Annotated in this window: 12 protein-coding genes; 3 read left to right on the top strand and 9 right to left on the bottom strand. The window is 41.5% G+C overall.

All coding sequences use genetic code 11. From position 1 onward, the window contains the following. Nucleotides 1-663: 663 nt before the first annotated feature. From CWD91_RS18305 to CWD91_RS18295, 3 genes are all read right to left on the bottom strand, one after another. Nucleotides 664-1,614: a PorP/SprF family type IX secretion system membrane protein gene (locus CWD91_RS18305; RefSeq protein WP_103442430.1), complete on the bottom strand. Its 951-nt coding sequence runs from the start codon at nt 1,612-1,614 to the stop codon at nt 664-666. A 17-nt stretch (nt 1,615-1,631) separates the two neighbouring features. After that, entirely contained in the window at nt 1,632-11,807 is a 10,176-nt protein-coding gene (locus tag CWD91_RS18300; protein ID WP_103442429.1) for a T9SS type B sorting domain-containing protein, read from the bottom strand. A 377-nt stretch (nt 11,808-12,184) separates the two neighbouring features. Further along, nucleotides 12,185-14,674, bottom strand: a complete 2,490-nt coding sequence (locus CWD91_RS18295) for a cadherin-like domain-containing protein (protein ID WP_103442428.1) — start codon at nt 14,672-14,674, stop codon at nt 12,185-12,187. Nucleotides 14,675-14,998: 324 nt separating this feature from the next. On the opposite strand from CWD91_RS18295, the gene CWD91_RS18290 reads away from it, so the two are divergent. Together CWD91_RS18290 and CWD91_RS18285 are read left to right on the top strand one after the other, a co-directional pair. Further along, nucleotides 14,999-15,856 (top strand): DUF4382 domain-containing protein, encoded by an 858-nt coding sequence (locus CWD91_RS18290; RefSeq protein ID WP_103442533.1) that lies wholly within the window; start codon nt 14,999-15,001, stop codon nt 15,854-15,856. 1,073 nt (nt 15,857-16,929) lie between these two features. Beyond that, nucleotides 16,930-17,730 carry a methyltransferase domain-containing protein gene (locus tag CWD91_RS18285; RefSeq protein ID WP_103442427.1) on the top strand — a complete coding sequence of 267 codons (801 nt, stop codon included), beginning with the start codon at nt 16,930-16,932 and terminating at the stop codon, nt 17,728-17,730. 290 nt (nt 17,731-18,020) lie between these two features. Here CWD91_RS18285 and CWD91_RS18275 read toward each other — a convergent pair whose 3' ends face one another. From CWD91_RS18275 to CWD91_RS18255, 5 genes are all read right to left on the bottom strand, one after another. Next, nucleotides 18,021-19,601 (bottom strand): type IV secretory system conjugative DNA transfer family protein, encoded by a 1,581-nt coding sequence (locus tag CWD91_RS18275; RefSeq protein ID WP_103442425.1) that lies wholly within the window; start codon nt 19,599-19,601, stop codon nt 18,021-18,023. 9 nt (nt 19,602-19,610) lie between these two features. After that, the gene (gene mobB, locus CWD91_RS18270) at nt 19,611-20,642 is read right to left on the bottom strand and encodes a MobB family relaxase (RefSeq protein ID WP_103442424.1); all 1,032 of its coding nucleotides are present in this window, start codon (nt 20,640-20,642) and stop codon (nt 19,611-19,613) included. A gap of 20 nt (nt 20,643-20,662) precedes the next feature. Then, a complete protein-coding gene (locus tag CWD91_RS18265) occupies nt 20,663-21,025 on the bottom strand; it encodes a BfmA/BtgA family mobilization protein (protein WP_103442423.1) in 363 nt (120 codons plus the stop codon). A 525-nt stretch (nt 21,026-21,550) separates the two neighbouring features. Further along, nucleotides 21,551-21,931 carry a DUF6876 family protein gene (locus tag CWD91_RS18260; RefSeq protein WP_103442422.1) on the bottom strand — a complete coding sequence of 127 codons (381 nt, stop codon included), beginning with the start codon at nt 21,929-21,931 and terminating at the stop codon, nt 21,551-21,553. A 79-nt stretch (nt 21,932-22,010) separates the two neighbouring features. Then, the gene (locus tag CWD91_RS18255; RefSeq protein WP_103442421.1) at nt 22,011-22,364 is read right to left on the bottom strand and encodes a single-stranded DNA-binding protein; all 354 of its coding nucleotides are present in this window, start codon (nt 22,362-22,364) and stop codon (nt 22,011-22,013) included. A 500-nt stretch (nt 22,365-22,864) separates the two neighbouring features. Between CWD91_RS18255 and CWD91_RS22710 the strand changes: the two genes are divergently transcribed. After that, the gene (locus tag CWD91_RS22710; RefSeq protein ID WP_157943833.1) at nt 22,865-23,206 is read left to right on the top strand and encodes a hypothetical protein; all 342 of its coding nucleotides are present in this window, start codon (nt 22,865-22,867) and stop codon (nt 23,204-23,206) included. 361 nt (nt 23,207-23,567) lie between these two features. Here CWD91_RS22710 and CWD91_RS18235 read toward each other — a convergent pair whose 3' ends face one another. Continuing rightward, on the bottom strand, nt 23,568-24,668 hold the full coding sequence (locus tag CWD91_RS18235; RefSeq protein ID WP_103442417.1) for a DUF4238 domain-containing protein: 1,101 nt from the start codon (nt 24,666-24,668) through the stop codon (nt 23,568-23,570). Nucleotides 24,669-24,674 lie beyond the last annotated feature (6 nt).

The following is a 24,674-nucleotide window of genomic DNA, read 5'->3' as shown; positions in this document are numbered from 1 at the left end:
TTATAGTTTTAAATGTTGGAATACTGTTACACAACTGATTTCCTTTACCTCTACCTTGCCGGCCTAGGTACTCAAAAACATATTCCCGTCTTCTAAACTGCTGTACTACATGTACCACCCAATTTTTGGAAAAGAGCCTATCACAGGTTTCTTGCGGTACGGTCGCTTTATTTTTGCGTAGGAGGTCAACTTATTTGGCCTGGAACACCTTGTCCATCGATTTTACGTTGAACAGTTACCCACCTTTGTTCTTGGCCACTTTCCTTTTTCCCGAACCGTCCACGAAACTGCCCGGAACGATGTTGTGCAGTTGGGGGCATATAGGCTCAGGTTTACTGTACGATAATGGGTTGTAGCAGTATTTGAAGTTGTATAAACGGAAGTGCCCCTGGCAATGGACTATTCGAAATCAACTTTAGCAGATGATTTCATAAAAAAACCATCCAAATGCTATTCGAAAGCCTTCAACGCGAACTAAGTCTTTGTGCAATTCATGATAACCGGAATTTGCCGTCCTAATTTTTTCAAAAATTAGAAAACATCATTCCGGACATTTCAACATCCAATGGCAGGAGTTGAACATCTTCATTGTGAATTTGGTCAAGGTTTTTAAAGGTTCAACAGACTTCTTGCGCTATTTTGGGAAAACCAGTTTAATTTCAATTAATAAGTACATCTACAATTACTAATACCTTGGAATAGGTCTACCCCGATAGTCACCACGTGGGTACCAGTACTATATCCCAAAATTTCGTTCAGAATGATCTGATAGGAATATCCGAAATAGAAATTGCTTTTTTTAAGTCCGGCCAAGGGAGCTATATATAAGGGTCTTCCAATTTGGTCATTTAAGAAACGGTAGGTTATACCTGCATAATAGTAATCCTCAAAATCGTACCACCTGAATTTCAGGTTTAGATCGGCCTCCGATCTGCCATCACTTTCAAATATTTTGTATAAAATGGAGGGTTCTATTTCCATATCACTGTTTCTGGACTTTTTGTATCTGTATCCAGAATATACATAGAAGTTTCTAAGTTTGCTGGGCTCATAGATGGGATCGAATATGTACACATCCTTGTTGATAACGTTGGAGGCATTTGCACTGAAGTAAAAGGCATTTTTTCTGTACAAAAGACCTACATCAAAATTGTGGTTGGATGTGGACCTGTCATCGGTAACGCCCGGATCAAACCCTGCGTCAATAAATTCACTTACATCCAATCTAAATTGGTTAAAATTATAAGAGATACCAAAGGACAAAAACTCGTCCTCATAACGATCTAATGTTAAATGGTGTGCGAAGGAAATCCGGGATCCCTGTTGTTTGGTATAACCGTTGGAGTCGTTATATAGAAAGACTCCTATCCCTGATTTCTCCCCTAACCTCATATCCGCGGCCAAGGATTGGGTTCTAGGAGCGTCCTTTATTCCAACCCATTGTGCAAGGCCGTTCAACCTAATTTTCACATGATCGCCAATACCGGCGTAAGTTGGCGAGAGTACAAAAGGATTATCAGCCAAATATTGTGATAGTTGTGGCGAATTGAGCTCTTGGCCCTTTGCTGAAAGTGCGGCTAGAATTAGCAAAAAGGTCAAGGCTATTTTAGGCATGATTTTTAGGTCAAGTTTTATCGGTAAAGGGTAAAATGTCCAAAAAATTCCCTTTTGTAATCCTCCTCATTAAATTGTACAACGTACCAATAATCCCCGGTAGGCAGTTCCTTTCCTTCATAGGTGCCGTCCCAACCTTCAATATTGGATAACCTGGCCACTACCCTACCGTACCTATCGTAAATCTTTACCGTTAAATTGGGGAAATACTCCCCATTACCAAGCTTCCAAAAATCGTTCTTGCCATCGCCGTTCGGAGTATAGAAATTGGGCATTTTAATATCCATGAATTCCATAAATATACTGGCGATTGCCTCACAGCCATTTTCATCCACCACCCTTACTTCATAAGTGCCCGTTCTACGAATGCGGAAGGTGTTATCACTTCCCCTGTCAATCCCATCTAAATAAAAGGTATATTCCAACCTTCCTCCCTGGGCAACCGCAGTTATTTCATTCACGTTTCTTTGTTCCAAGGTTAGGGTCAAGGGTTCATAGTTTTCAATAAAGAATCCAACGGTCTCTATACAGCCATTTGTGTGTGCAATGGCAACGTAATGGTCCCCAGGTGCAATGTTGCTGAAATTTGGATCAAGTTGCATTTCCTCCGGATCGGTAGTATCAAGGCCGTACATAACCTCTGCCAATACCGATCGGTCCTCTAATATGATATTGACATAATTATTTGGAGTGTTCCCAATACATTCATAGACCGGCTCTACAGTTGCCCTAAGGTTAACACCAGGATCAATGGTAGCAACTATATAGGTTTCACAATCTTGTGCATCCTTTACAAAAATCAAATAATCCCCAACCGAAAGATCGGAAAAGTCCGTTCTGCCCAAAATATAATCCGTATCGGCATTGGAGTTTATGGCAGTACTATAGGGAGCAGTGCCCCCACTGATGGACAGACTGATCGACCCATCTGCGCTTCCGACACAGATTTCCGGGGTGGTTGTTGCGCTTACCTCTATTATGGCGGGTTCGGAAATAGTATATTCGAGATACTCAAAGCATCCATTTTGATCTTGTGCTATTACTGCATAATCACCAGGGGCCAAGTCGGTAAATGTATTTATCGAATCGAATTTATCGAGATTGGGCGATATGGAATAGATATATCCCCCTGCACCTCCTGCAAGGTTTACCATAATGGCTCCATTTTCTTCACCGAAGCAGCTTACATCTATCACTTGGTCGGTATATGTTAAAGGTATTGGCTCTTCAATAATGACCTGTTCCGGAGTGGTCGTACAATCTTCACTTATTACATTGACCCAATATGTGCCGGCCACAAGATCCTTAAATTCACCCACACTCTGAGGCCCGGACAATCTATTGGCAGGTGCAATACTATTCAAGTAAAGTTCATATTGGTAGTTGCCCAGACCTCCAGATGCCACTGCACGGATAACAGCAGTGTTTTCACCTGTACAATTGATGTATGCCGCCGTTTTATCTACGGTCAGGACCAAGGGTACGATAGGGTTTTCGGTAACCGCATTTGAAACGATCGCCTCACAGCCATTTATGGCATCCCGAACATAATATTGATAAGTTCCTGCCCCTAAAACTCCAAAATCGGGTATTCCCATTGGATTGCTGGTCATTGGCAAGAAGGTTATATTATCTGAACTAAACTCATAGGTTCCGCTTCCGCCTATGGCCGTAAGTTCAAATTCGGCACCCGTGGCACAGGTCAAGGGATCAGTCCTCACCAGTGAGGCAAAAACCCTTGGAGGCTGGGTGATGGTCACTTGGTTGGTTTCAACATCACAGTTCCAGCCATCTGTTACCGCTATACTATAAATGCCGGCACCCAATCCTGTAAAGGTATCGGAAGTCTGCTCCCCAGTAGTAAATTCCAATAAAGCACCGGCATCATCATAGTAATTCAATCGATATTCGTAATTACCGCTTCCCCCACTTGTAACTATGGCCGTAACCGTAGCATTATTATCGTTATAACAACTTAACATGGTTGTTAATGGAATTGCATTGGCGACAATCGGGATTGCTGGAGACAACACTTCGGCATCCATATAGACACAACCAAAATTATCGGTAACCTGAACGCTAAAATTCCCTGCAGAAAGACCAGTGAACAGCATTGCCTCTACATTGTTGGCATTGTATACTTGCCCTGTCGTAGTATTGGTCAATATGATATCATAAGGTGCATAACCCCCACTAGGGTCAATTAAGATCTCACCCATGTTATCCGTACATTCAGCTTCCGCCACCGGAACAACGATAGCAGTCAATGGCATATTGGGCGAGCTGATAGTAATTATATTGGAATCATCTGAACAGTATGGGAATTCAGTCTGGGTTACCCTTATGTAATAATTTCCGCCGGATAATCCATTAATGGTTAGAGGAATTGAAGCCGTAATGCCCATAACTGTTTGTATACTTACCCCGGCCTGTGTAAAAACTTCGTAATCAAATGCTCCGGAATATCCCGTAATCTGGATATCCATGGTGCCGTTACCATCCCCTAAACATGTAACGGGCGATGTTGCCGTAGCCAATACATCCATTAGATCATAAGGGGCAATATCGTACGGGACAGTGTCAATATAACATCCAGTGGTTAAATCCGTTATCCGAAAAGTATAATTGCCTACAGCATTCAGGTTATAATTGACAGATGTGTTGGTCGCTGAACCTGTCATTATCCCATTGGAATTTCCAAGCGGCAGCAGCTCAAAGGAATAGGAATTGGCCGGATTACCGTCATCGGTCACCGTAATTAGAATTTCTTCGGGACCGGTACACGAGATGGCACTGATTTGGGAAATGTTAGCGGTAAAAGTATTTAATGGCGCTATAGTCTGTGTTGGCAATGCAAAAAGACAACCATTGGCATCCCTTATTACGATATCATAATTGCCAGCATTTAGGGCTTCATAGGTAAAAATGGTCCCAGGTGTAGGCAGGAAACTACCGCCATTCACGCTATAAAAATAATCCGGGGTTCCAGTACCTGAAGTAATGGTTACTTCTATTACAGCCGCTTGCGTTGCACTGTTCATGTCACAAGCAAAAGGTATCACATTCGTAATGGTTGCCGTAAGGGCCGCTGGTTCCCCAATGGTCACTTGGTCCATGGCAATACAGTTTCTATTCGAAGTTACCCTAATGTCCCAAATTCCTTCGGTCAGTCCCGTGAAAAGACCTGCGTTTTGGGTGAAGGTAGATGTACCATCGGTAATTTCATAAACGTATGGCGGATTATCATTTACTCCAGTACTTGAGGGCTCCAGATTTACATTGATACTTCCGTCCGAACCACCAAAACAACCAACATCGGTCCACTCAGTGGTCAACAAGGTTATAGGTGTTGGTTCCTCCAATGAAATAGGGAGCTCCACATAACAATTTGGCGTTCCCAGCGTGTTGTCGGTCGCCCGTACCACATAATCTCCAAAAGGAACCCCTATAAATTCATTTCCGGTTGGATTAATTCCTGTTGGCGATAGGTCGGCGGCCAATAGCTCAACAGTATAAGAGCCTGACCCCCCTGTAATGATAAATGCTATAACACCATCATTGGTATTACAACTTGGTTGTGTCATGACCATGGCACTTGCCTCCAATTCCGGGGCAATCACAATACTCTGAATTTCACCACAGCCATTACTGTCCAAGATTTCAATAGTATGGCTCCCAGAATTTAAACCGGGAATAGTAATCATGCTACCAGCAGTGTTCAAGCCCGAAATAGCCCTGAGGGCACCACCATCCACTCGGACAGCATATGGTGCAATACCGGCGGTTGTAAGTGTTATGTCTATAGCATAATTTCCTTCCGATCCCAAACATTGATTGTTTACGGCAAGGCTTATTTCCGGGGAAGGATCTGTTGGAACTACGACAGTATCCTGTTGAATACAGTTATTGGCATCTTTAATATAAACGATATAATTGCCTCCTTCTACATTAAAAACATTAGTAGAAGTACCTGTCCAGGTCGCCAAAGTCGGAGGTGTGTCCGTAGATAAGGTAATCTGGTATTCATAAGGCGCGGTGCCAAACTGCCCAATGGCCGCAACTTGACCGGCATTTGGATTACAGTTGTCATTTTTTATCAGAGAGGCCGTAACCTGTAATGGATTGGTAGATTCTGAAATGGTAAAAATTTCAGAACCCACCGAGCAACCGTCATAACTGCCTCCTACCTCATTAAATAAGATGTAATAGGTGCCCGGAGCCAATGGACCTACATCCGTAACGCTTATCCCACTACCGACACTTGGAGGATTTACGTTTATTGATCCCATAATGCCAGTTGTAGTGTTCGATTGAAAATTAAAAATTTGATAATTGACACTTGTGGCATCAGGTGCATAATCGTCAATGGTAAAGCTTACATTTCCATCAGCATTTCCGGTACAGGTAACATTGTTAACGGAATCCAAGTTAGTTGTTAGATTGGAAGGAGTATCAATAGGTAGATCGGCAGTTTCAAAATAATAACAGTTGCTGGTCAAGTCATGTACCACGAAACTATAGGTTATCCCAGGGAGCAATCCCGTAAACGTTGCCGTGTCCCCTCCCGGCGCATCTGCAGTCTGATAATCGTTTATCGGGTCATCCACATAAGGGGCCGTATAAGTTTCAAGAACGGCAAATTCATAATTGCCGCTCCCTAAGATTGAATTTACGGTAATGATGGCCGTACCGCCCAAATTACAATCTACGGTCGTGGTATTTACATTAATATCCAAATCGTCCGGAGGGGAGGCAATTATGTTGGTTGTCCTTACAGAACAACCGTTCGCATCTACAACGTCTATCTGATAGATACCGAATTCCAGAATTGTAAAGGTATGGTCCTCCCCGCCCGCGGTTGTAGTATAACTATCCGAATGACCATTGTTTCCTGTGAGATAATAGGTGTATTCATTGGTTCCTCCACTGATATTGGTAACACTAATGGAGCCAGGGTCAGTACCATTGCTCAAGTCACAGGTAATCGGTGTTACCATTATATCATATGCAATTGGATCCGGCTCATCAATGATTATTGATTCCGTATCCGAACATAAATTTGAATCCGTAACGGTTACTTCATATGTTCCCGCTGGCAGACCTGAAGTCTGGGCACCAAAAGAGGTAGCTGTAGTTATGTTTACTACGGAAATGGTATACGGTGGAATCCCCGTTGTACCATCGATATTAACTTGAATGGTTCCGCCATTATCGCCGTTGCATAGAATTTCGGTAGTCTGAACAAGTGAAATACTTGGCATTGCAATCGGGTCGACTATTGATGTGGTGATTACCGTACACCCGCTGGCATCGGTAATGTTAAACGTATAAGTACCTGAGGTTGGGGCAACATACGAAAAGGGAATACCTGGTACCGTTGTACTTGCCTGTTCCAAGTTTCCGTCCAAATAAACTTCATATGTGTAATTCGGAGATCCTTCTGCTATAAAGATTTCGATTTCCGCTTCTGGCGAAACACTACAGTCCAAACCTTTCACCAGGTTTGAAGTTGCTGTCAATGTCGGAAATATTTCCAAGCTGGCCGTATCCGTACAACCTTTACTATCTATGACTTCAACGGTATAACTACCTGGTCCCAATCCCGTAAAATTGTTTCCCGATTGGTAAGCTCCACCGTTCAATCGATATTGAAAAGGTGCCGTACCGCCAGATAGGACATTTGCCGTTAAACTCAGTCCCACACTACTGTCATAACATAGATTATTGGCCATCAATTCCAAAACCGGGGGAGGGGAAGGCGTCAAGGCAAAAGTTTGGACCACTTCGCATCCTCCGGCATCCCTCACTGTAACCGTATAGTTTCCTGAGGTATCGTTCAGCCCAGAAAACGTCTTGCTTCCCTGTGGTCCAGTACTAGTTCCGGATGGGTCCATCAATTCGAATTCATAACCGCCCCATCCACCACTGGCATTAATAGTGACTGCTCCAGCGGAAGAACATGAAATCTCCGTCACTGCCAGACTTGAAACAAGAAGCGAGGAAGGTGGGGAATTCACTGTAACGTCGGTGGTTGCCGAGCAATTCGTATCGGTGTCGGTTATGGTAACGTTATATGTCCCTTCGGCCAGACCGGTCAGTGGAATGGTATTGGTAGTTGACCCCGAATCCGAAAATGTAAGAGGTCCGGTTACAACATAGTCGTAAGAAGAGCTAAAATTGCCCACATTAAAAGTAATGGCCCCATCAGATAGGCCAAAACAGCTGACATTATCTATCAATTGGCCGTTCACGCTAATTGGCACTATGGGAGCAATGGTATAGCTTTCTTGAATTGTGCAACCCTTATCATCCGTAACCTGAAAGGTATATGTCTTTGGGGATAGACCTGTAAATGTTGCATTGCTACCATTATTCAACATTTCTGAAGCGGGTGCAATGATTTCATAGGTAAAAGGGGCATTGCCATTTACAACGGTAACAGTAACATCCGATACCAATGTAGGACATACAGCTTGAGTCGAAGAGAACATGAGATCCCTTGGTTGATTTAAAGGGTCCAGTATTATTGGACCGGTCATCATGATACAACCAACCGCATCCCTGATCGTTATAGCATAAGTACCCTCAGTGAGTCCTGTAAATCTTTCGGCACCCGGACCGGATAAAAAGTTTACACCATCAATGCTGTATTCATAAGGTGCGGTTCCGCCCGTTACGTTTTGTACCTCTATGATTCCGTCCTGCAAACAGGTATAATCCTGAATTAATACGGCATTACCGCCAAGGGAATTGGACGGCTGCGAAATGGTATGATACTCAAAATAATCACAGGACGCACTTCCTTTACGTTGGTTTATGACAATGGCATAGTCCCCCGCCGGCAACCCTGGAAAATTACCCGAGGTATTGGTAGCCAGGGCATTATTATATTCATAATTTTCTTCATCAAATATGGCCGCGTCAAAAAGGTAATAAGTTAGTTGGTACCCATTACTGTTGACAAGATTGAATCTTATTGTTCCGCTGGAGTCCCCGTAGCAGAGCACATCGATTACCGAAGTGGCATTATATTCGGCGGCCGGCCTAAACTCAATGGCAACCGTATTGGAAATGGCCGGGCAATTGAACCTGTCGACGACGACAAATGTATAATCCCCGGGATCATAGATATCAAAGATCTGGCTTGTTTGGTATGCCGAGGCAGGAATAGCGTCGACCGAAGGATAGGAGATCATGGTATCCCCATCTTCATCGACATAGGACCAAATAGCATAAGTGTGGGGTGTTTTTCCTCCGCCAGAGCTCATAAGGATATTACCCTCCTTGCAGGTAATGTGCTGTGAAACCCGTGCTTCTAAAAATAGGGAACTATTGTTCACTATTATTACTTCTTCCCTATATGTACAGCCATCAACTGTTCTGGCTATCGCTATATAATTTCCCGGGTTAAGATTTTCAAAAGTAAAATTATTGTCCGGTTGCGACATTTCATTATCTACAAGTGTTCCCTGCCCTCCATTGGAGCCATCATCCAATCTGATCTCAAACTCATAATTGGGGCGGGCGTTGTTTATTTGCATGTTGATCGATCCAAAACCGGTACAGCTTGCTGGGGTCGTACTGACGGCATAGGTTACGTTCCTGTCCAGAATACCTATGTCCGGGGTACTAAAGATACAGGCCTCAGGGATAGGTATCCCTGCATTGTCCAATTGTACAACCTCTACACGGTAACCACCATTTTGGCCCGGATTGAAATTAAAACTGGGACCGTTGTTCGCACTAAAAGGTATTATGACATCACCATTGACCGCATTGACGAGTTGATAGCCATAATTATTTCCCAAATTGGTGATAGTTATGTTACCGGGGCTTGCACAGATAATATCCTTTTTGGTGTATTGTATGTCAAGATCGTTTTGGAACACATTGAAATAGAAACGACTGAAACAACCATTTTGATAGTTGACCACCAGACGGAACTTTCCTGGCGCATTCGCCGTATAACTTGAACCAGAGGCTATTGCATTCCACGTACATGTGGCATTCTTGTTGGCGCAATTATCGCCGGCATCGGAGCAGCTGCCTTCTACCAATTGTTCCCAAGAAATTCCAGCAGCATCGGTAATGGCCAGTTGGAGCAACTGTGTATCGTTTGTCCCACATAAGAAAATCTTGGGCAACGGACTACCATCAATAGAACAACTTACTATTTCACCTGAAATATCGTTGGTGGGATCGGCATCGCCATTTAAGTAGTTAAAATAATCAACGATCGGGTTCGTCTGGGTACTTCCATATCGTTCCACCACTACAGTTTCAACAAACCCTTTACAGGGATCTGCGACTATTTTATCCACCAAATATGTTCCTATCCTGTTTACGATCAAAGTGCTGGCATCGTTGTCCGGGTCACCATCGTTCAATACGGAATCCGCCGAATCGATTTGATCGTTGTTATTTTCATCCCTATACCAAATATAGTTGTCGAACCCATCACCGACATCCAAGATCAATTGTTCACCACAAAGTTGAACAGTACTGGAAAAGGTACAATCTTTTAGGTCATCCAATAGGAAGTTTGTTGCCCCTGGCACTACAAATCCACAAGTGTTAAAATCATGGACACTAGGGTCATCGGTAATTATATTGGTGTTGACCGCACCAGAATAGGTTGAAAATGCCAAATTTAATATCTGATCGGAGCAGGCATCGACAAAGTCATAACAGTTCTCGGCCACCTTTACCCGCATGCGTATACTGTATTCCGGGTCATTTTCCTGAACAAGTGCATCCGGTATGGTAAACACAATTGTCCTTGTCGATTCATCAAAGGTATAGGTAACCCCAGTTGGAAGAACCAAATTGGCCTCATCCAATGTAACATTAATAGGCAATACATCACGTATCGTATAATTCACCGTATCATCGTTTCCAATATTCTGAAATGTCAGCACATAATCCAGTGTCTGGCCCAGATTTACCCCCAAGCCCGTGATATCATTTCCTCCGATATCCTCCACCCTTTTTTCAAGAACAATTTCGGGCTCGATCTGCTCTACCAAAAAAGCGGCAAGGAATGCACCATAACCATCTCCAGAAGATGTAAAACGCATGGTGGCTCCTGTTTCATCGTTGGGTAGGATGGAATTGCTGGGATTGTTCAGATCAAATATATCCAGGTCCAATCCCAGGGTATTGGTTCCAAAAGGTGTCCGTGTTGTAACTTGCGTGTCATTGTCAGATATGGTAGAGTTGAAAAAGTTGTTGGCCGGGTTCAGATTGGCAGTGGACAGGTCGGTGAATGTTGCAGCCATATTCGCTTTCAAAGCGAACCTATCATTGGTTATACTCCTATCTCCTTCCAAAGCTCCTACGGCCAGTCTTGCGTTTACTGGAAAACCAGAAGGTAAGGTCTTAAATCCGTTTACGTTTACATCTACCGATCCAATACTTCCGGACAATCCCGCATAGCCATCGAACAAGGAAATGAATTTCCCCGTTTGGGTAGGGTTTTCATAGATGACGACCATCACCCAGCCCGCAGAACTGGAGCCATCCCGAACCCCCTTTGTGGCACGCACATTGGCAATCGTATATTCCCCACTTGGATCTGGATTGGCCCGTACCAGATCTGTTATGTTTTTATAGCAAATGTATGGGGAGTCCTTGAAGGAATTATTGATGTTGTTGTAATCGTACCCATCGAAAATAATATCATCCTCTTCTCCAATTTGGTCAGGGGCAGTGTCCGCAGTTAGGTCTATATAGTTACCTCCAGGAGCTTTGAATTTAATATTGAACCAATCCTCCACTCTTTGGGTGCCGGTAAATTGTGCAGATCCATTGGTACTTCTTTCATTAGGATATGTTGCGGCCCAGTATAGCCCCGCGTATCGTACCTGGGAACAAGATGGATCGGGAATATTTAGATCCGCACTACTGGAACTAAAAGTAGAAGGGTCCCCATCGATATCGATATACTCCATCCAAAGGCTGTTGTTGTTCTCTGTACCGTTATAAGAAGTGTTGGCCAGTGATGGGTCCGCCTGGGAGGCCCTGTTCAGGATGTTGTTCCCGACCAGTATGATATCTCCCCTCAAATCGATATTGCCCCCATCAAGCCTGGGCGTAAAGGGCACGGCTTCCTGAGCGCTGGAGGTGAAAAAGAAACCTACCAATAACACGTATAGCGCCATCGACAATTTAAAATCGAGCAAATGTAAGTTCATTGTATAACTAAGTTTGGGACATAGCTGAATACAGGTTCAATCAAGCACTCTATTTAAATTGAGAGAAGCCATAATTCTAATTTAAAATTAGGAGTTTCGACTTATCGGTAAATTAAAATGTTGTGAACTGTGTTAAAATTGTTGTGAAAACATAGGTTGAGGGTAGTTCAACGGTCTTATTGCAATATTGCCGAGAATATTTGTAAAATCAGGTTTTACAAATTGAATGGCTGTCATATTACTTCCAAGTTGAACTTGTTCACATAAATTATGGAATCTGAAATTTGTATTACATTGCTCATCCAATAGAATATTGATTTGAAAATAGGCATTATCAATTACGGACCTAAATGCCTCATTTAAATATTATACATTTTTCAATTCTTATCGACCCGATATGTAATCCGTCTGTTTGTAATCACCGTTCGAACCCTTACCGATAGAAGGGCTTCATCAGACGTTAAGGGTAAAGCGCAGGTATAGGCAGAATTGGAGATGATAGCCCTATATTGATAATTGTTCATGTACAGTTCTGTCGCAGAGATCCCCAGGGTCGTTGATGCAGTCCCAGTATATGGAGCTCCTTCCATTAGGTCAACAAAAGTGGCACCCCCATTGGTGCTAATCTGCCATTGATAGGTATCCGCATCGTTTGTAGAAACACTGAAAGCAGTCATTGAACCGGCAAAGCCCACCGTATTGGAAGGTTGGGAGGTAATAGTCGGTGCGGCCCCCGCTTCCAGATAATCCTCCATACCGCTGGCATCGCCATCTGCAGGGACCGAATAACCATCAACCCTGCTAGTGCCTACAACTTGTCCAGAAACATCTACGGTAGTAGGCAGATCGGCAAGAATGCCATCCGAATTATCATCGGTAAACCCAGCCTCGACCACGTCATTACAACCATCCCCGTCACTATCCAGATCAAAATGATTGGGAATGCCGTCGTCATCAACATCCAATTCGGCACATATGGAAAATACGTTCAGCGTACAAAAGTCGGGATCCCGGTAATTGGGAATTCCATCATTATCGGCATCCGCGCTTGGGTCGATGCCGTTGGATTCGACAGTGTCCAATATGCCATCATTGTCATCGTCCAGATCATCAATATCGCCTACGCCGTCACCATCGTAATCATTGTTGACAGTAATTGTCACTACAGCGGTATCACATAGATTCGAACTGCTGTCATCGCATACCTGATAGGTAAACGAATCAGTTCCTGTAAAACCGGGATTTGGCACATAGGTGAAACTTCCATCCCCTGACAATGTCAAGGTTCCGTTCGTTACATTGACCACCGGGGTAGTATTGACAGTTAATAAATCTCCGGTTTCGATATCCGTATCGTTCAATAAGACACCGGAAGCAGGAACGTTCAATGTCCCGTTCTTGACCGTAATGTACGAATCCGATATTGCACAGGGCCTTGCATTGATGCTGATTATATCCGTTGGATCGGTGGTTGGTGTACAACCTAATAATGGGGCTATGCCCAATTGGTAATCCCCGGGAGTATCAATAAGGACATTATCCATGCCCAGTCCTGATATTTCAGAAAGCCCATTGGCCGGAAAAACTACCCCGGGTGTAAGCGAATACCAAACATATTCGGCACTTGTCGAGGTAAATTCGGCCTGTAGTGTAAAAGTTTCCCCGGAAGCACAGGAATCAAAATTTCCTGGATCCGTAAAAGTAGTATTCACCTGTGTATCGGAAGCACTTCCCAAAAAATCATACGGGCCGGCGAAGTCCTTAAGTGCCGATGTAAAGGATGCAGATGTCCTAGATTTTGTCATTATCGCGCTAAAGGGTGAATCGCAGGCCGCTCCACTACCAAATAGGGCACGCGGGTCGAAGCCCAATTGTGTAAAATTGATACCTACTTCCGCAAAGTAACCTCCATTGTAATTGGCGGTATAGCCTGATGTATTGGTCGTGCCCCATGGCGGGGCGGTCGTTGAAAAAAGATTTACATTATTAAATAGAGCTCCGGAAGGAACCACTATTTGGGCATAGCCATAGGTGCTTCCCCCGTCGATATTGGAACCCCAAATAAAAGTTGACGTACCGCCAGGTGAACTTCCAGGGTTGAATATTGATCGATCTACCCATAACCGTACCTCCAAGCCCGATACCCCTCCGCCACCATATGAAAATCCTATGACCATGTCACCTATATTGGTAACGTTGCCGCTACCGTCAAATGTCCAGGCCGTGTGCCCCTCCTGACTACCGGAATTGGTAAAGCCCGATCCGGTAACGGCAATCTCGGATACAAAGAGTTCAAAATCAACAAAATGGTTCCCCGACGAGGACAAGGTCGAAATCATCATATCGACCCAAAGATCGTCTGTCACGTTGACACCATTCCTGCGCATGTGTACACCTGAATCCACGATGTCCGTTTTTGAGGGAACGGATCCAGCACCTGTTCCCCATGCCATAGTGGGGTCATCCCCGTTCTTCCCTCCTGTAAATGTGGTCAGGTCATTTGAACTTAAGTTGGTATAATCCCTGCCATATCTTGTACTGTACCAAATATACCCCGAATTTGAAGCGTAATTTGGAATGCTCTGCCTCAGATCAAACGCGATATTGTTTCCTGCCGATAATTGGGCAGCATAGCCGTTGCTCGATGCTGTGGCCTCATCAACAACCCCTGCACCTGAAATTCCGTTATAAAACCAATCGTCCGTAAGTACGCCCGATATAATATCCCCTGATCGCGTATCAGCTTCGATACCAAAATTTGCTCCGACCCCGGATTGCGCAAAAACAGGAATTGACAGAATACCTAGTAAAGTACAAAAGACGAACTTTATAATGGTCTTCCAATATTTTTTTACGGGACTGTCCATACCACGCAATGAATATATTAAACTAATTATTTTATAGTAGTATTGAATAAACTTAGCAAAAGTCGTTGCGGACACTTACTTCGTGCAAGTTCGATATTTCGGGCCATTTTGAAAATTTTATGTTGCGAAATGGGCTTTTATAGTGGTTGAACCCGTATATCCTTCTAGTATGCCAAACCTATAAAGCCTGCATTTCATCGAAAAAAACGAATATAATTGATTTTGGTGGTAGGGTTTTGTAAGCTTTGTGTTGTTATAATCATTAACGCCCCTGATTATTGGGCTAAAACCTACGTAATAATGTTCAACAAAAAATCTAAAATTATGAGAATTAAATTTTTATCATTTATTCTATTGGCCAGTTTTGCCGCGTTCATTGGTTGTACAGATGATAACGAAGGGAGTGCTAAAATGGGAAAGATGTCGATTCAATTGACAGATGCCCCTTTTCCACATGACCTGGTTGCCGAGGCCAATGTTACCATTTTTAAAATTGATGCCCGCAATATGGACGTGGAAACCGAGGAATCATTTGTTGTTTTAATGGAGCAGGAAATGGAGGTAAATCTTTTGGACCTAACAAATGGCATAACCGAAACCTTGGTAAACACAGAGGTTCCCGTTGGAACTTATGATTTGGTAAGGGTCTATGTAAAAGGCATCAATGTGGTTCTTAACGACGGCACCACCTATAACCTGGATGTCCCAAGTGGAGAGCAAACTGGTATAAAAGTCTTTATCAAACCAGGGATCAACGTTGCTGGCAGTCTTAGTGCCGACCTACTATTGGATTTTGACGTGAGCAGATCCTTCGTCCCAAAAGGAAACAGTAACGATCTCGCCGGAATCACTGGATTTAATTTTAAACCTGTAATCAAGGCCAGTAATCTGTCTACGGCCGGTAGTTTGGCAGGAATGGTGACGACTTTACAGGAAGAGGTTGCCGTTGGAATGGAAGGGGCACAGGTATCGATCTTTGCGGCTGACACCCTGAATACGACCACCTTTACGGACGAGACAGGCGCTTATATGGTAATGGGCCTTTTGTCAGGAAACTATGATGTCACCGTGGAGCTTGATGGGTACGTTGCCCAAACCGTCGAAGATCTTGAAATTGTTGCGGGGAATAAGACCGTACAGGATTTTGAAATTAATGCCGCTGCAACTGAACAAGGGAATTAAATGTAATTTTGAGTGCAGGAATCATAAAGAAGCGGGATCGAAAGATCCCGCTTTTTCCTTCCCATTTCACTAATTTGAAGTCCTATTTAATGTGCCTTTTTTTGCTCACAATTAAGTAAGTGAATCCCTTCTCCTTATTTGCAATAACCAACCTTGCCCTCAATTGGCCCCAGAGCTTCAAAAAAGCAATGGATTAAATCAGAATTCTTCCAACTATGCCATTCCGCTATGGCTAAGTTGATTATGTCGCATCTGTACAAGATAAAGAATTTCTTTTTGTTTAATTTAATGGCTTAACTGTTTAAGCTAAACTGCAATTGAACTTATCCCGTTTTTAGCATTGCTAAACCCAATTCCAGAAAGTTCTTTTCTGGCTTGGATATAGCGTAGTTTTATCTGAGATAAATTTTGAACTTAACGGCACTGGTAATGAATAGGTATTAATTGGTAGAAGTCATATTAGGCTATCAAAATGTAAAAATTATAGTTCACAGGCAGGTCAACCACCTATAGAAATATAAGTAAAACATGTAAAGTTGATTTTATTTGAATTAGCATTCTGAATTTAGAAACAACCAAACCATAAATAGTTGGCACCTGCCTGTTTTTTTTTGTTGGCCAACAAATACCCTCGTTAAAAATTGGGACGAAATGTTCATTAAAAGAACAAAGCAAACATGCTTTGATAGATAACCCTGGTAAAAGTTAAGACACTAGTGTCACGATTTTTAATAGCTTAATAGTAAGGGTAGTTCATAATTCCTTTGCCTAGTTCTGTAAAATGAACCATTTTAGGGTACTACACCAACTTTAATCATTCGCACTTTTTATGGGCCGATTTATGGGTGACTAAAAATAAATAGTTACATAAGCATATCCAGCCTGAATATTGCGGAAATATTTTTATGTCAAATAATTATTCATTATGCCTGGTGTAAGTCCAATGTCGCCACATTGGAGGCGACTTTGTTAAAATTCGCCTAATTTGCTACCGACAAAATGGAAATATACGTAGCTGTCCATATATCCTAGAATGTTAGGCCCAGACGTAACTGAAATTCGAGTTAACAAAAATGAAACAAAACAAAATCGTAAAGAGAGATTCCAAAGAAGGGTCAGAAGTATATAATAATAGATCATTGGAAGTTGATTATCGGACTTTAAAACCCTTATTGAGAAAGGATATCAGAGTTCTTGATGTGGGCTGTGGGACTGGAGCTATTTCCAAAGACGTTGCTGCTATAATTGGAAATGGCGGAAAAATAATAGGTATCGATAAAGACGCTAATTTTATAGAAAATGGAATAGCCAATTATGGGCATATACAGAACTTGGAGCTAATCTCAACAGACCTATTTGATTTTAATCCTGAACAGAAATTTGATCTAATAATATCTGCTAGAATGCTTCAATGGTTATCCAATCCGAAAGAGGCTTTGTTAAAAATGAAATCATTACTTAATTCCAATGGTGTTATATCAATATTGGATTATAATCACAAGAAAATTCAATGGAATCCAAATCCACCACAAAGCATGATTGACTTTTATGAAGCATTTCTTAAATGGAGAGAAAATGCAGGCATGAATAATGAAATAGCTGATTATTTACCTTCTTTATTTCAGGATATTGGACTCAAAAACATAGAAACATTAAATTCTGATGAATACTACACTAGGGATAGGGAGGATTTCAAGTCTAAAGTAGGTATTTGGAGTAAAGTATCAGGGTTAAAACAAATATCGGAAGAAGGTTATATAGATGATTCCCAGAGACTAAATGCGGCAAAAGAATATGATAGTTGGGTAGAAGCAGAAGCTATATCAATGAGAATGAACCTTTCTGAAACTCGAGGTGAAATTACCAGTCGCTAACGCCATATACAAAAGATGGGGAGGTTAGTTGTTGATTCTAAAGCCCTCGGTTTATTTTCAAAGTCACAAAAATAAAATTTGACATTTACGTTGGAAAAAATGAACCCCAAATATTTATATTTGGCTTGGTGCCAATGCGAAATTTAGCACTTATAACCTTTCCTACTTTTGATATATTCACCGTTATATACAAAAAGAACTCAGAAAAATTTTTCTCATCTGAATTGATCCTCAAAAACTTCAAATTAACCTCTAAATTTATACGTCTCATATAGTATTATCAGGCGTTCTTACTCAAATATCGATCTGGCCTCGGAATAAATCCGCTCAAAATTAGCTTCCAGATCAGATTTGGAAAATTGTTTAGAAGGTTTAGGAAGCTCCCGTTGAATGTCCTGTAATTTAAATTGGACCTTGTTGTCCTTTCCATCTGCATAAGTAATAAACTCGCCTTGTTCCAATCGAAAAAATACATCTGCTCTAATTTTCGGAATTTCCTTTTCTCCAGTGGTTACTCGGGTATCAAAATCGAGACTATGTCCTCGACTAACACTCTTGGTCGGGTCTTTGATAATCTCAAAAAAACGTTCATAATATTTTGCAGTGTCCGGGTCATTGACCTTGCCAAAAAACTGATAGGAAAGATTGCTCAAAATAGCCCTGCTCGCTTTATCACCGTACATCATATCATTTTGAATCTTGTCCTGCATTACATAGATTGTTGTTATGTCATAACTCCTTAGCGTTGCAGGAATACGGTGCATGTTCAAGAGTTTGATCGTTGGGGCTTCCTCCATCAACAAAAAAGAAGGTTTTGAATGTCGAACGCTCATCTGTTTGGTTATGGTATGTATAATAGTGGCAATTATGGGGGAATACGAGGTTTCAAACCTAGGGTTGTTCACCACTGAAATAACGGCAGGATTATCCTTGTGGTTAATATTGAGCGGCACTTCATCCGCGGATAGGGCCATAAATATTCGTGGGGTGCTTATCCTTTTTAATGCATTGCTTAAGGTACCTTTCACCCCTGCAGTCTGCCTGTCCGAATCCATCCCGCTAATAAAGGCGTCGGCCATTCCTTTGGAGATTATATTGGACTCCAAAAATGTAATAAGGCTCTCAGTATCCAGGTAATGGTATATTGCGATGACGTGTGGCAAAGTGCAATATTCGGGATAGGAAGACCTGAGTCTCCAGATCAATCCACCAATCAAGCCTTCCGCGGCATCGTGGAAGAATTTGGTAGCCCCAATCGAAACGGAATCTTTCTGTTCCAATAGGTTTTCAATCAATACCCTGGAAACCTCGTTTACACTTTCCGGATTCTCCAAATATCGAGGTGCTATGGGATTCACCCTATGAATGATCCTATCAAAAGATATCACTTTAAACGGGATATCGCAATCCTTGAACAGCGGGTACGCCATCTCGGTAATCTCAAAATCCTTATAGTCGTGTATGACCCCACAGAAACTATGTCTTTGAAAATGTTTTAAAAAACCATAGACCACACTTTCGGTCTTTCCACTTCCCGCAGACCCGATAATGGAAACGCCCCTTTTGATGTTATTGATCTTGAAACTTCCCTTGGTAGTTTTGAAACTGACTTGATACTTATCATTAATAGGGACAGCTATATCCCTTTTATGAAGAAAAACGTACAACACCGTATTGATCAATAACAAGGGACATGCTAAATATAGTATTCCCTGCGACAACGTCATTAATTGGGCAGCCCCGACCAACATTCCCAAAACGAGTAGGGTATTCAGGCCAAAAGCATATCTACTGATCTTATACAGCATATAAAATAGAATACTGACCAAGCCTATGATCATGATTATCATAAAAGGATCCACTACTTCCATACCCTTTGATTAGATTCCAATGGAACTCGATTTAACGGCTACCTCTACCCCTAGCCTTAGCTTATTGAATACTTTCAACGCCATCTGGGCCTTATTGATGGGGATGCTACCCATTATGGGCAGGCCGGTTTCCCTTATCAATTTAAAGGCAATGGCCTTTTCGTTAGTGGGCAGTCTCATCAAGGAATTAAAGTACATTTTCGGATCATTGATAAACTCCTTTCTGGAACTGTATTTTTCCGAAAAGTTTCTTTGGTATCCAAAGGTCTTATCAAAGGTCTTTTCCGCCCGTTCAAAAAATCGGTCCCTATCAAATCCTCTTTTGACCATCCTTCCGTTCAACTCCGTTTCGGAGGCTTTGTACTTGCTCCCTGGGGACAAGCTGAAGGAGTTGGAAGCATCCTTTCTGCTCATGACTATATGGATATGGCTTTGGCTGCCAGCCTTGGCCATTCCCTGTACAATCCGTTCGCCATTTTGTTGGTGAGGGGCCTGGCGTTCCAATCTGTTGATCTGTCTTTGCATCTTTTTAACATTGCCCTCAAGGGTGCCATTTTCCACCTTTCCTATGTTATTCCTTATCTCAAGTATTTTTGTAGCAAAGGGTTGATTTTCCCTGATCTGCTTATCCGTTCCCTTAAAAGTCCGTTGATGTTCGATCTTGGCATAGTACTTTATATCATCGACAGTAACGGGCCGTCCATTTATCTCCCGGTTGAAGGATGCCACATAATCCTTCATCAGTTCCCGGGTATATGTCTTAAGGTCTTCACTTGGATTTTGTAATGCCTTAAGTTCATATTTGGAGGGGTTCACGGTAATAGAGTAAAACCTTGGTTCGGTCTTTTCCAATTTAGCGGTATTGTTATCGATTTCCCTTACTACCTCCTCTGCTGAAATTTCATCGCCGTACTGATTAAAAAAATGTTCCAAATCTTCATGCTCTACCCCTAGGTTTTCCTTCCCCAGATAATCCACAAAACCTGCGGAACCTGGGGAATAGGAACCTCCCAGTTTTTGGGCCGTAATAGTGATGTACATAGTGCTATTTTTTATAGATTTTATTTATTACGCTTGTGAAATTTTGGTTGATTCTCCTCTTCTTTTTTCTTCTCCAAAATCAAAGTTTTCTTTTTGGGTTCCTCCATTTCAAACAAGGATTGTATCATTGCCACGGTTGGCTTGGTCTGGGTCTTTTCCATATCCCGTATAATCGCGATAGATGCATTGATCCGTTTCTTCAAGGACTGTTCAATGGTCCTTCCGGTCGGTCCAAAATTTTCCCTAGGGGATATTTCGTTGTAGAAGAAAAAATCGAGCATAGTGGCCATTGCTTCCGTATGGGATTTGAAATGGGTACGTGAAAATGTCTGGAAACGCTTCGCGGTTTCCTTCTTAAAACGAATACCTATAAATGGGTCCATAATCTTGTGTTTTGTCGCAAATTCTCTCTTAAAAATGGTCGTTTACATGGTGTTTGTCGCAAATTGCCGGAATTAAAAAAATCACATAATTTTTAAATATCTGATTATCAGTAATTTGAAATCAAAAAGGACTTTGTAACGCGGCCTTGCCCGTTACCCTCTTGCTTCTCCTTTTTGTCACGCTTTAGCGTGACAAACTTTCGAACCATTCAATAGTAATTTAAGGGCTCTTTATGGTAACTGAAAACAGTTATGGTTTTTTAAGATTTAAAAAATATTTATACCCTGATATCCATAATAAAATGGCGAAACCTTTACGAATACCTCAATGCTGTAACAAAATAAAAGGCCCATGAGTTTCAAGGGCCGTACCATTTCAATAGTTGAATTGAACAATTGAATTAAATACTGAAAGTGTATTGACAGGAATATAAATTTCGTATCGCTTCTTTGAAAGATACAAACAAACGTTCCAGGGTTTCTTTGCTCAAATCGGTGAAATTAGGATAAACCATAGCATGGGATTTAATATTCGCTCGGGAGCATCAATGTATTGTCTACAAAGTACAACCGCAATTCGTCCAGTGGAAAATCCGTAATGCGGTACCGGTGCGATTCAAGAATATTGTCGTTGCCATCACTGTAAATTATTTCTGCCTCATATCCAGAATGATCCTGCTTTTCTTGGGATAGCCTTTTGAAGTCTAAGGTTATAAATCTGCTTATCGTCATGAGGCTTTTTGCCATGATCGAAGCATCGGTAATTAGCCAATAGCATTCCGCAGCATTGGCCAAATATTTAATTCCTTCAGTATATCTGGTTCCCATCAATGGGATTTGGTACAACATTTCCGAACCGTGAAAATTTTGCAATCCCTCAATTATTTCATTAATTTGCGCTCTCATTGTAATTTCGTTTTTGAAGTTGATAATGAAAAGATCAAGAGGGCGTTTAATTTCGGGAACGCCCTCTTTTGTTTAAAGTTTATTCGGCATCATTGCCGTTCCTGGTTCCCAACAAAAGGATCTCTTTGGCTTCCACCTCGGTGAGATACCGTTGGTTTCCATCGTCCGAAGTGTAGGTTCGGGTCTTTAATTTCCCGACAACACCGATTTCATTGCCCTTACGGGCATATTTCTCGATAATTTTGGCAGCCCTTCCCCAGGCAACGACGGAATGCCATTCCGTGTTTTGGGTTTTCTCGCCCTTTTCATTTTTGTAATACTCATTGGTGGCGAGCGAAAAACGTGCTACTTTCTTCCCACTCTCCAAAATGGTTACTTTGGGGTCCTCTCCAAGGTTCCCGATCAACTGAACATGATTTCTGATAGTACTCATAATACAAGATTTAAAGCCTGCCTTGTCGGCAGACAGGATTAACAATTACCTGCCCTAACCCTGCCAGAATGAATTGTCTGGCTGGCCTTCGGACGGTGTACGTTTATGTTTTTTTCAAATGATTTACTTATTATATCCGAAGCGTTTTCCTTTTTTTGTTTTTTTAACTTCGGTCGCGATTCCTTTTTGATGTTTTCGTAAGATTTCATAAGATTCGTTTTAGATTTACTTCCCATAGAGCCGTCGCTGTTACCTTTTTTTGTTGCTTACTGGGTTACAATATTCAGGCTAGGCAAGGCGTATAAAAAGTGGAGCATAGCGCAGTGGTTTATGCCGCCGTCCTAGAATGAATGTTGTTGTTTTGCCGTCAAAAAAAGGTAGGGACAGTGGCGGTTCGAGAAGGGTGGCTAATAGTCCATGTGAAGTAGGAAAACTTTGGAAGCGGGACCGAATGCAAACAATGCAATTCCGTTCGGGCGGACTCCGTTTCCGATTTCATATTGGAGAGAAGCGCGCTTCCTGGCAGCGCGGGAAGGGCAAGCGGAACGGAAAGTAGAAATTGGGGATGGTGTCCAAGACTTTTGCAGAGAAGCTCTTTGCCCGGAATGGAGTGCAACGCAATGAAGTGGCAATGTGCTGACCGGGCTATGAAAACGGAATATTCTTTTGAGGTAGGAACTAAAGCGGACTTGATTATAAAGATGGAGATTGGGAATGAAGTGTTTCCTGCTTTTATTGTGGGAATTGCGCAATGGAAATCGGAATCTTTGAAGTTGTGTCCAAGACCTTTAATGAAGCGGAATTCCCTGAAGGGAACTTTTCCACGGCATGTTGGGGAATGAGTTGAGTTTGACAGAATAAAAAAATATTTAACCAATGGCCATAAACGGCTAAATATCAAAGTTTTTATTAATGGGGAGATTTAAGCAGTTATATTTTGGTCATAGATTTGGCTGTAAGCAAATTTATTAGAATGTGCGATATCATTTTAACTTAAAAAACACCAAAACCTATTAATGCGAATAAATAAATATAAAAGGTGCGTAATTCGGTGCGTTAAAAATCATACTAACTCTAAACCCCTATGAATACTGAATAAATTGAATTTTGGATAGTCCCTCTTTCTCCGCTTAAAAGCCCCGTAGACTAATGTTTACTGGGCTTTGTTTTTGTAGGTGACAGATAAGGTGACAGTTCTTTGTTTCACCACCAACCATTTTCTTTACAGTGATTCACAAATATTTCAACTTCTTGATTCCCTTTTAAATATGGATGATGGTATATTAATTTTAATTGTACCATAGTTTCTTTGGAATCCATTCCTTTTTCATTAATCAGCTTTAATAATAAAGCTAAGCTCTGTGCTATGTATGTTGCTTTGTCAATAGATTTATTTCCATAGCTACCCTCGTATTCCTTTTGTAATTCAAAATGACATTTCAAAGTCTTGTTATACCCTATTAATAAATTTTCGGCATTACCTTCGGTTATAGCATTTGCACTAACCACATAATCTCTATCGTGTTTATACCTATGAATTTCATACTCATTATTTGACAAAGTATTTGGTTGTATTTCCAAATAATGCTTTCTGTCTAATGGCATGGTAATAATATTGTTTGGGTTAAAAAGGCCATTAAATTGAGTGGTGTGACTTTCTCTTATAATTACAGGGTTATCTGATGTAATAAGAGATGCGTCTTCATCTTGAATTTCTACTACTTTAATTGTACATTCATATTTATACTTTACAAACTCCATCCATTGTTTTAAGTGCGTAATTTGAAAATTAATTTTTGCTTTCTCCTTTGTTTCTGCCTTAATTCCTTCTAACTCACTAATATGATATTCTTCTTTATCTCCAAACATTTTGGTCTTAACTATCTCATTCTTATCGGCATAAAGTTTTATCCGGTCAAAAATCGCATCGGTAAAGTCATTATTATGGTTAAGTTTCTTAGGGGTTCTAAAATATAGAGATAGGCATACGTTTAAGATATGCAATTTTTCTTCTTTGGAGATAACGGTCGTTTTCTTATCAATTAACAGTTTGTATATCTTTGGAAATTCGGCATCAATATTATTGGCATAAAAGAGCTCTAGGGCAAACCTCTTTTCATCATTCTTTGATTTAAGTGTGTACAAGTTCTTTTGATAGCAAATGGTCTTAATTGGAATATTGGATCTTAGCACTTCATCTTTTAATATATAAACATCTGTATAACATTTACCTTTACCTTTACATTCGCTAAAATTCTTGAGGTACGATATTGGAATATAATGTTGTTTAATTGGTTTAGACATTTTCCA

It is taken from the genome of Arenibacter hampyeongensis, assembly GCF_002909255.1.
In the GTDB taxonomy this organism is placed as follows: domain Bacteria; phylum Bacteroidota; class Bacteroidia; order Flavobacteriales; family Flavobacteriaceae; genus Arenibacter; species Arenibacter hampyeongensis.
This window is presented reverse-complemented; position numbering and strand designations above follow the sequence as displayed.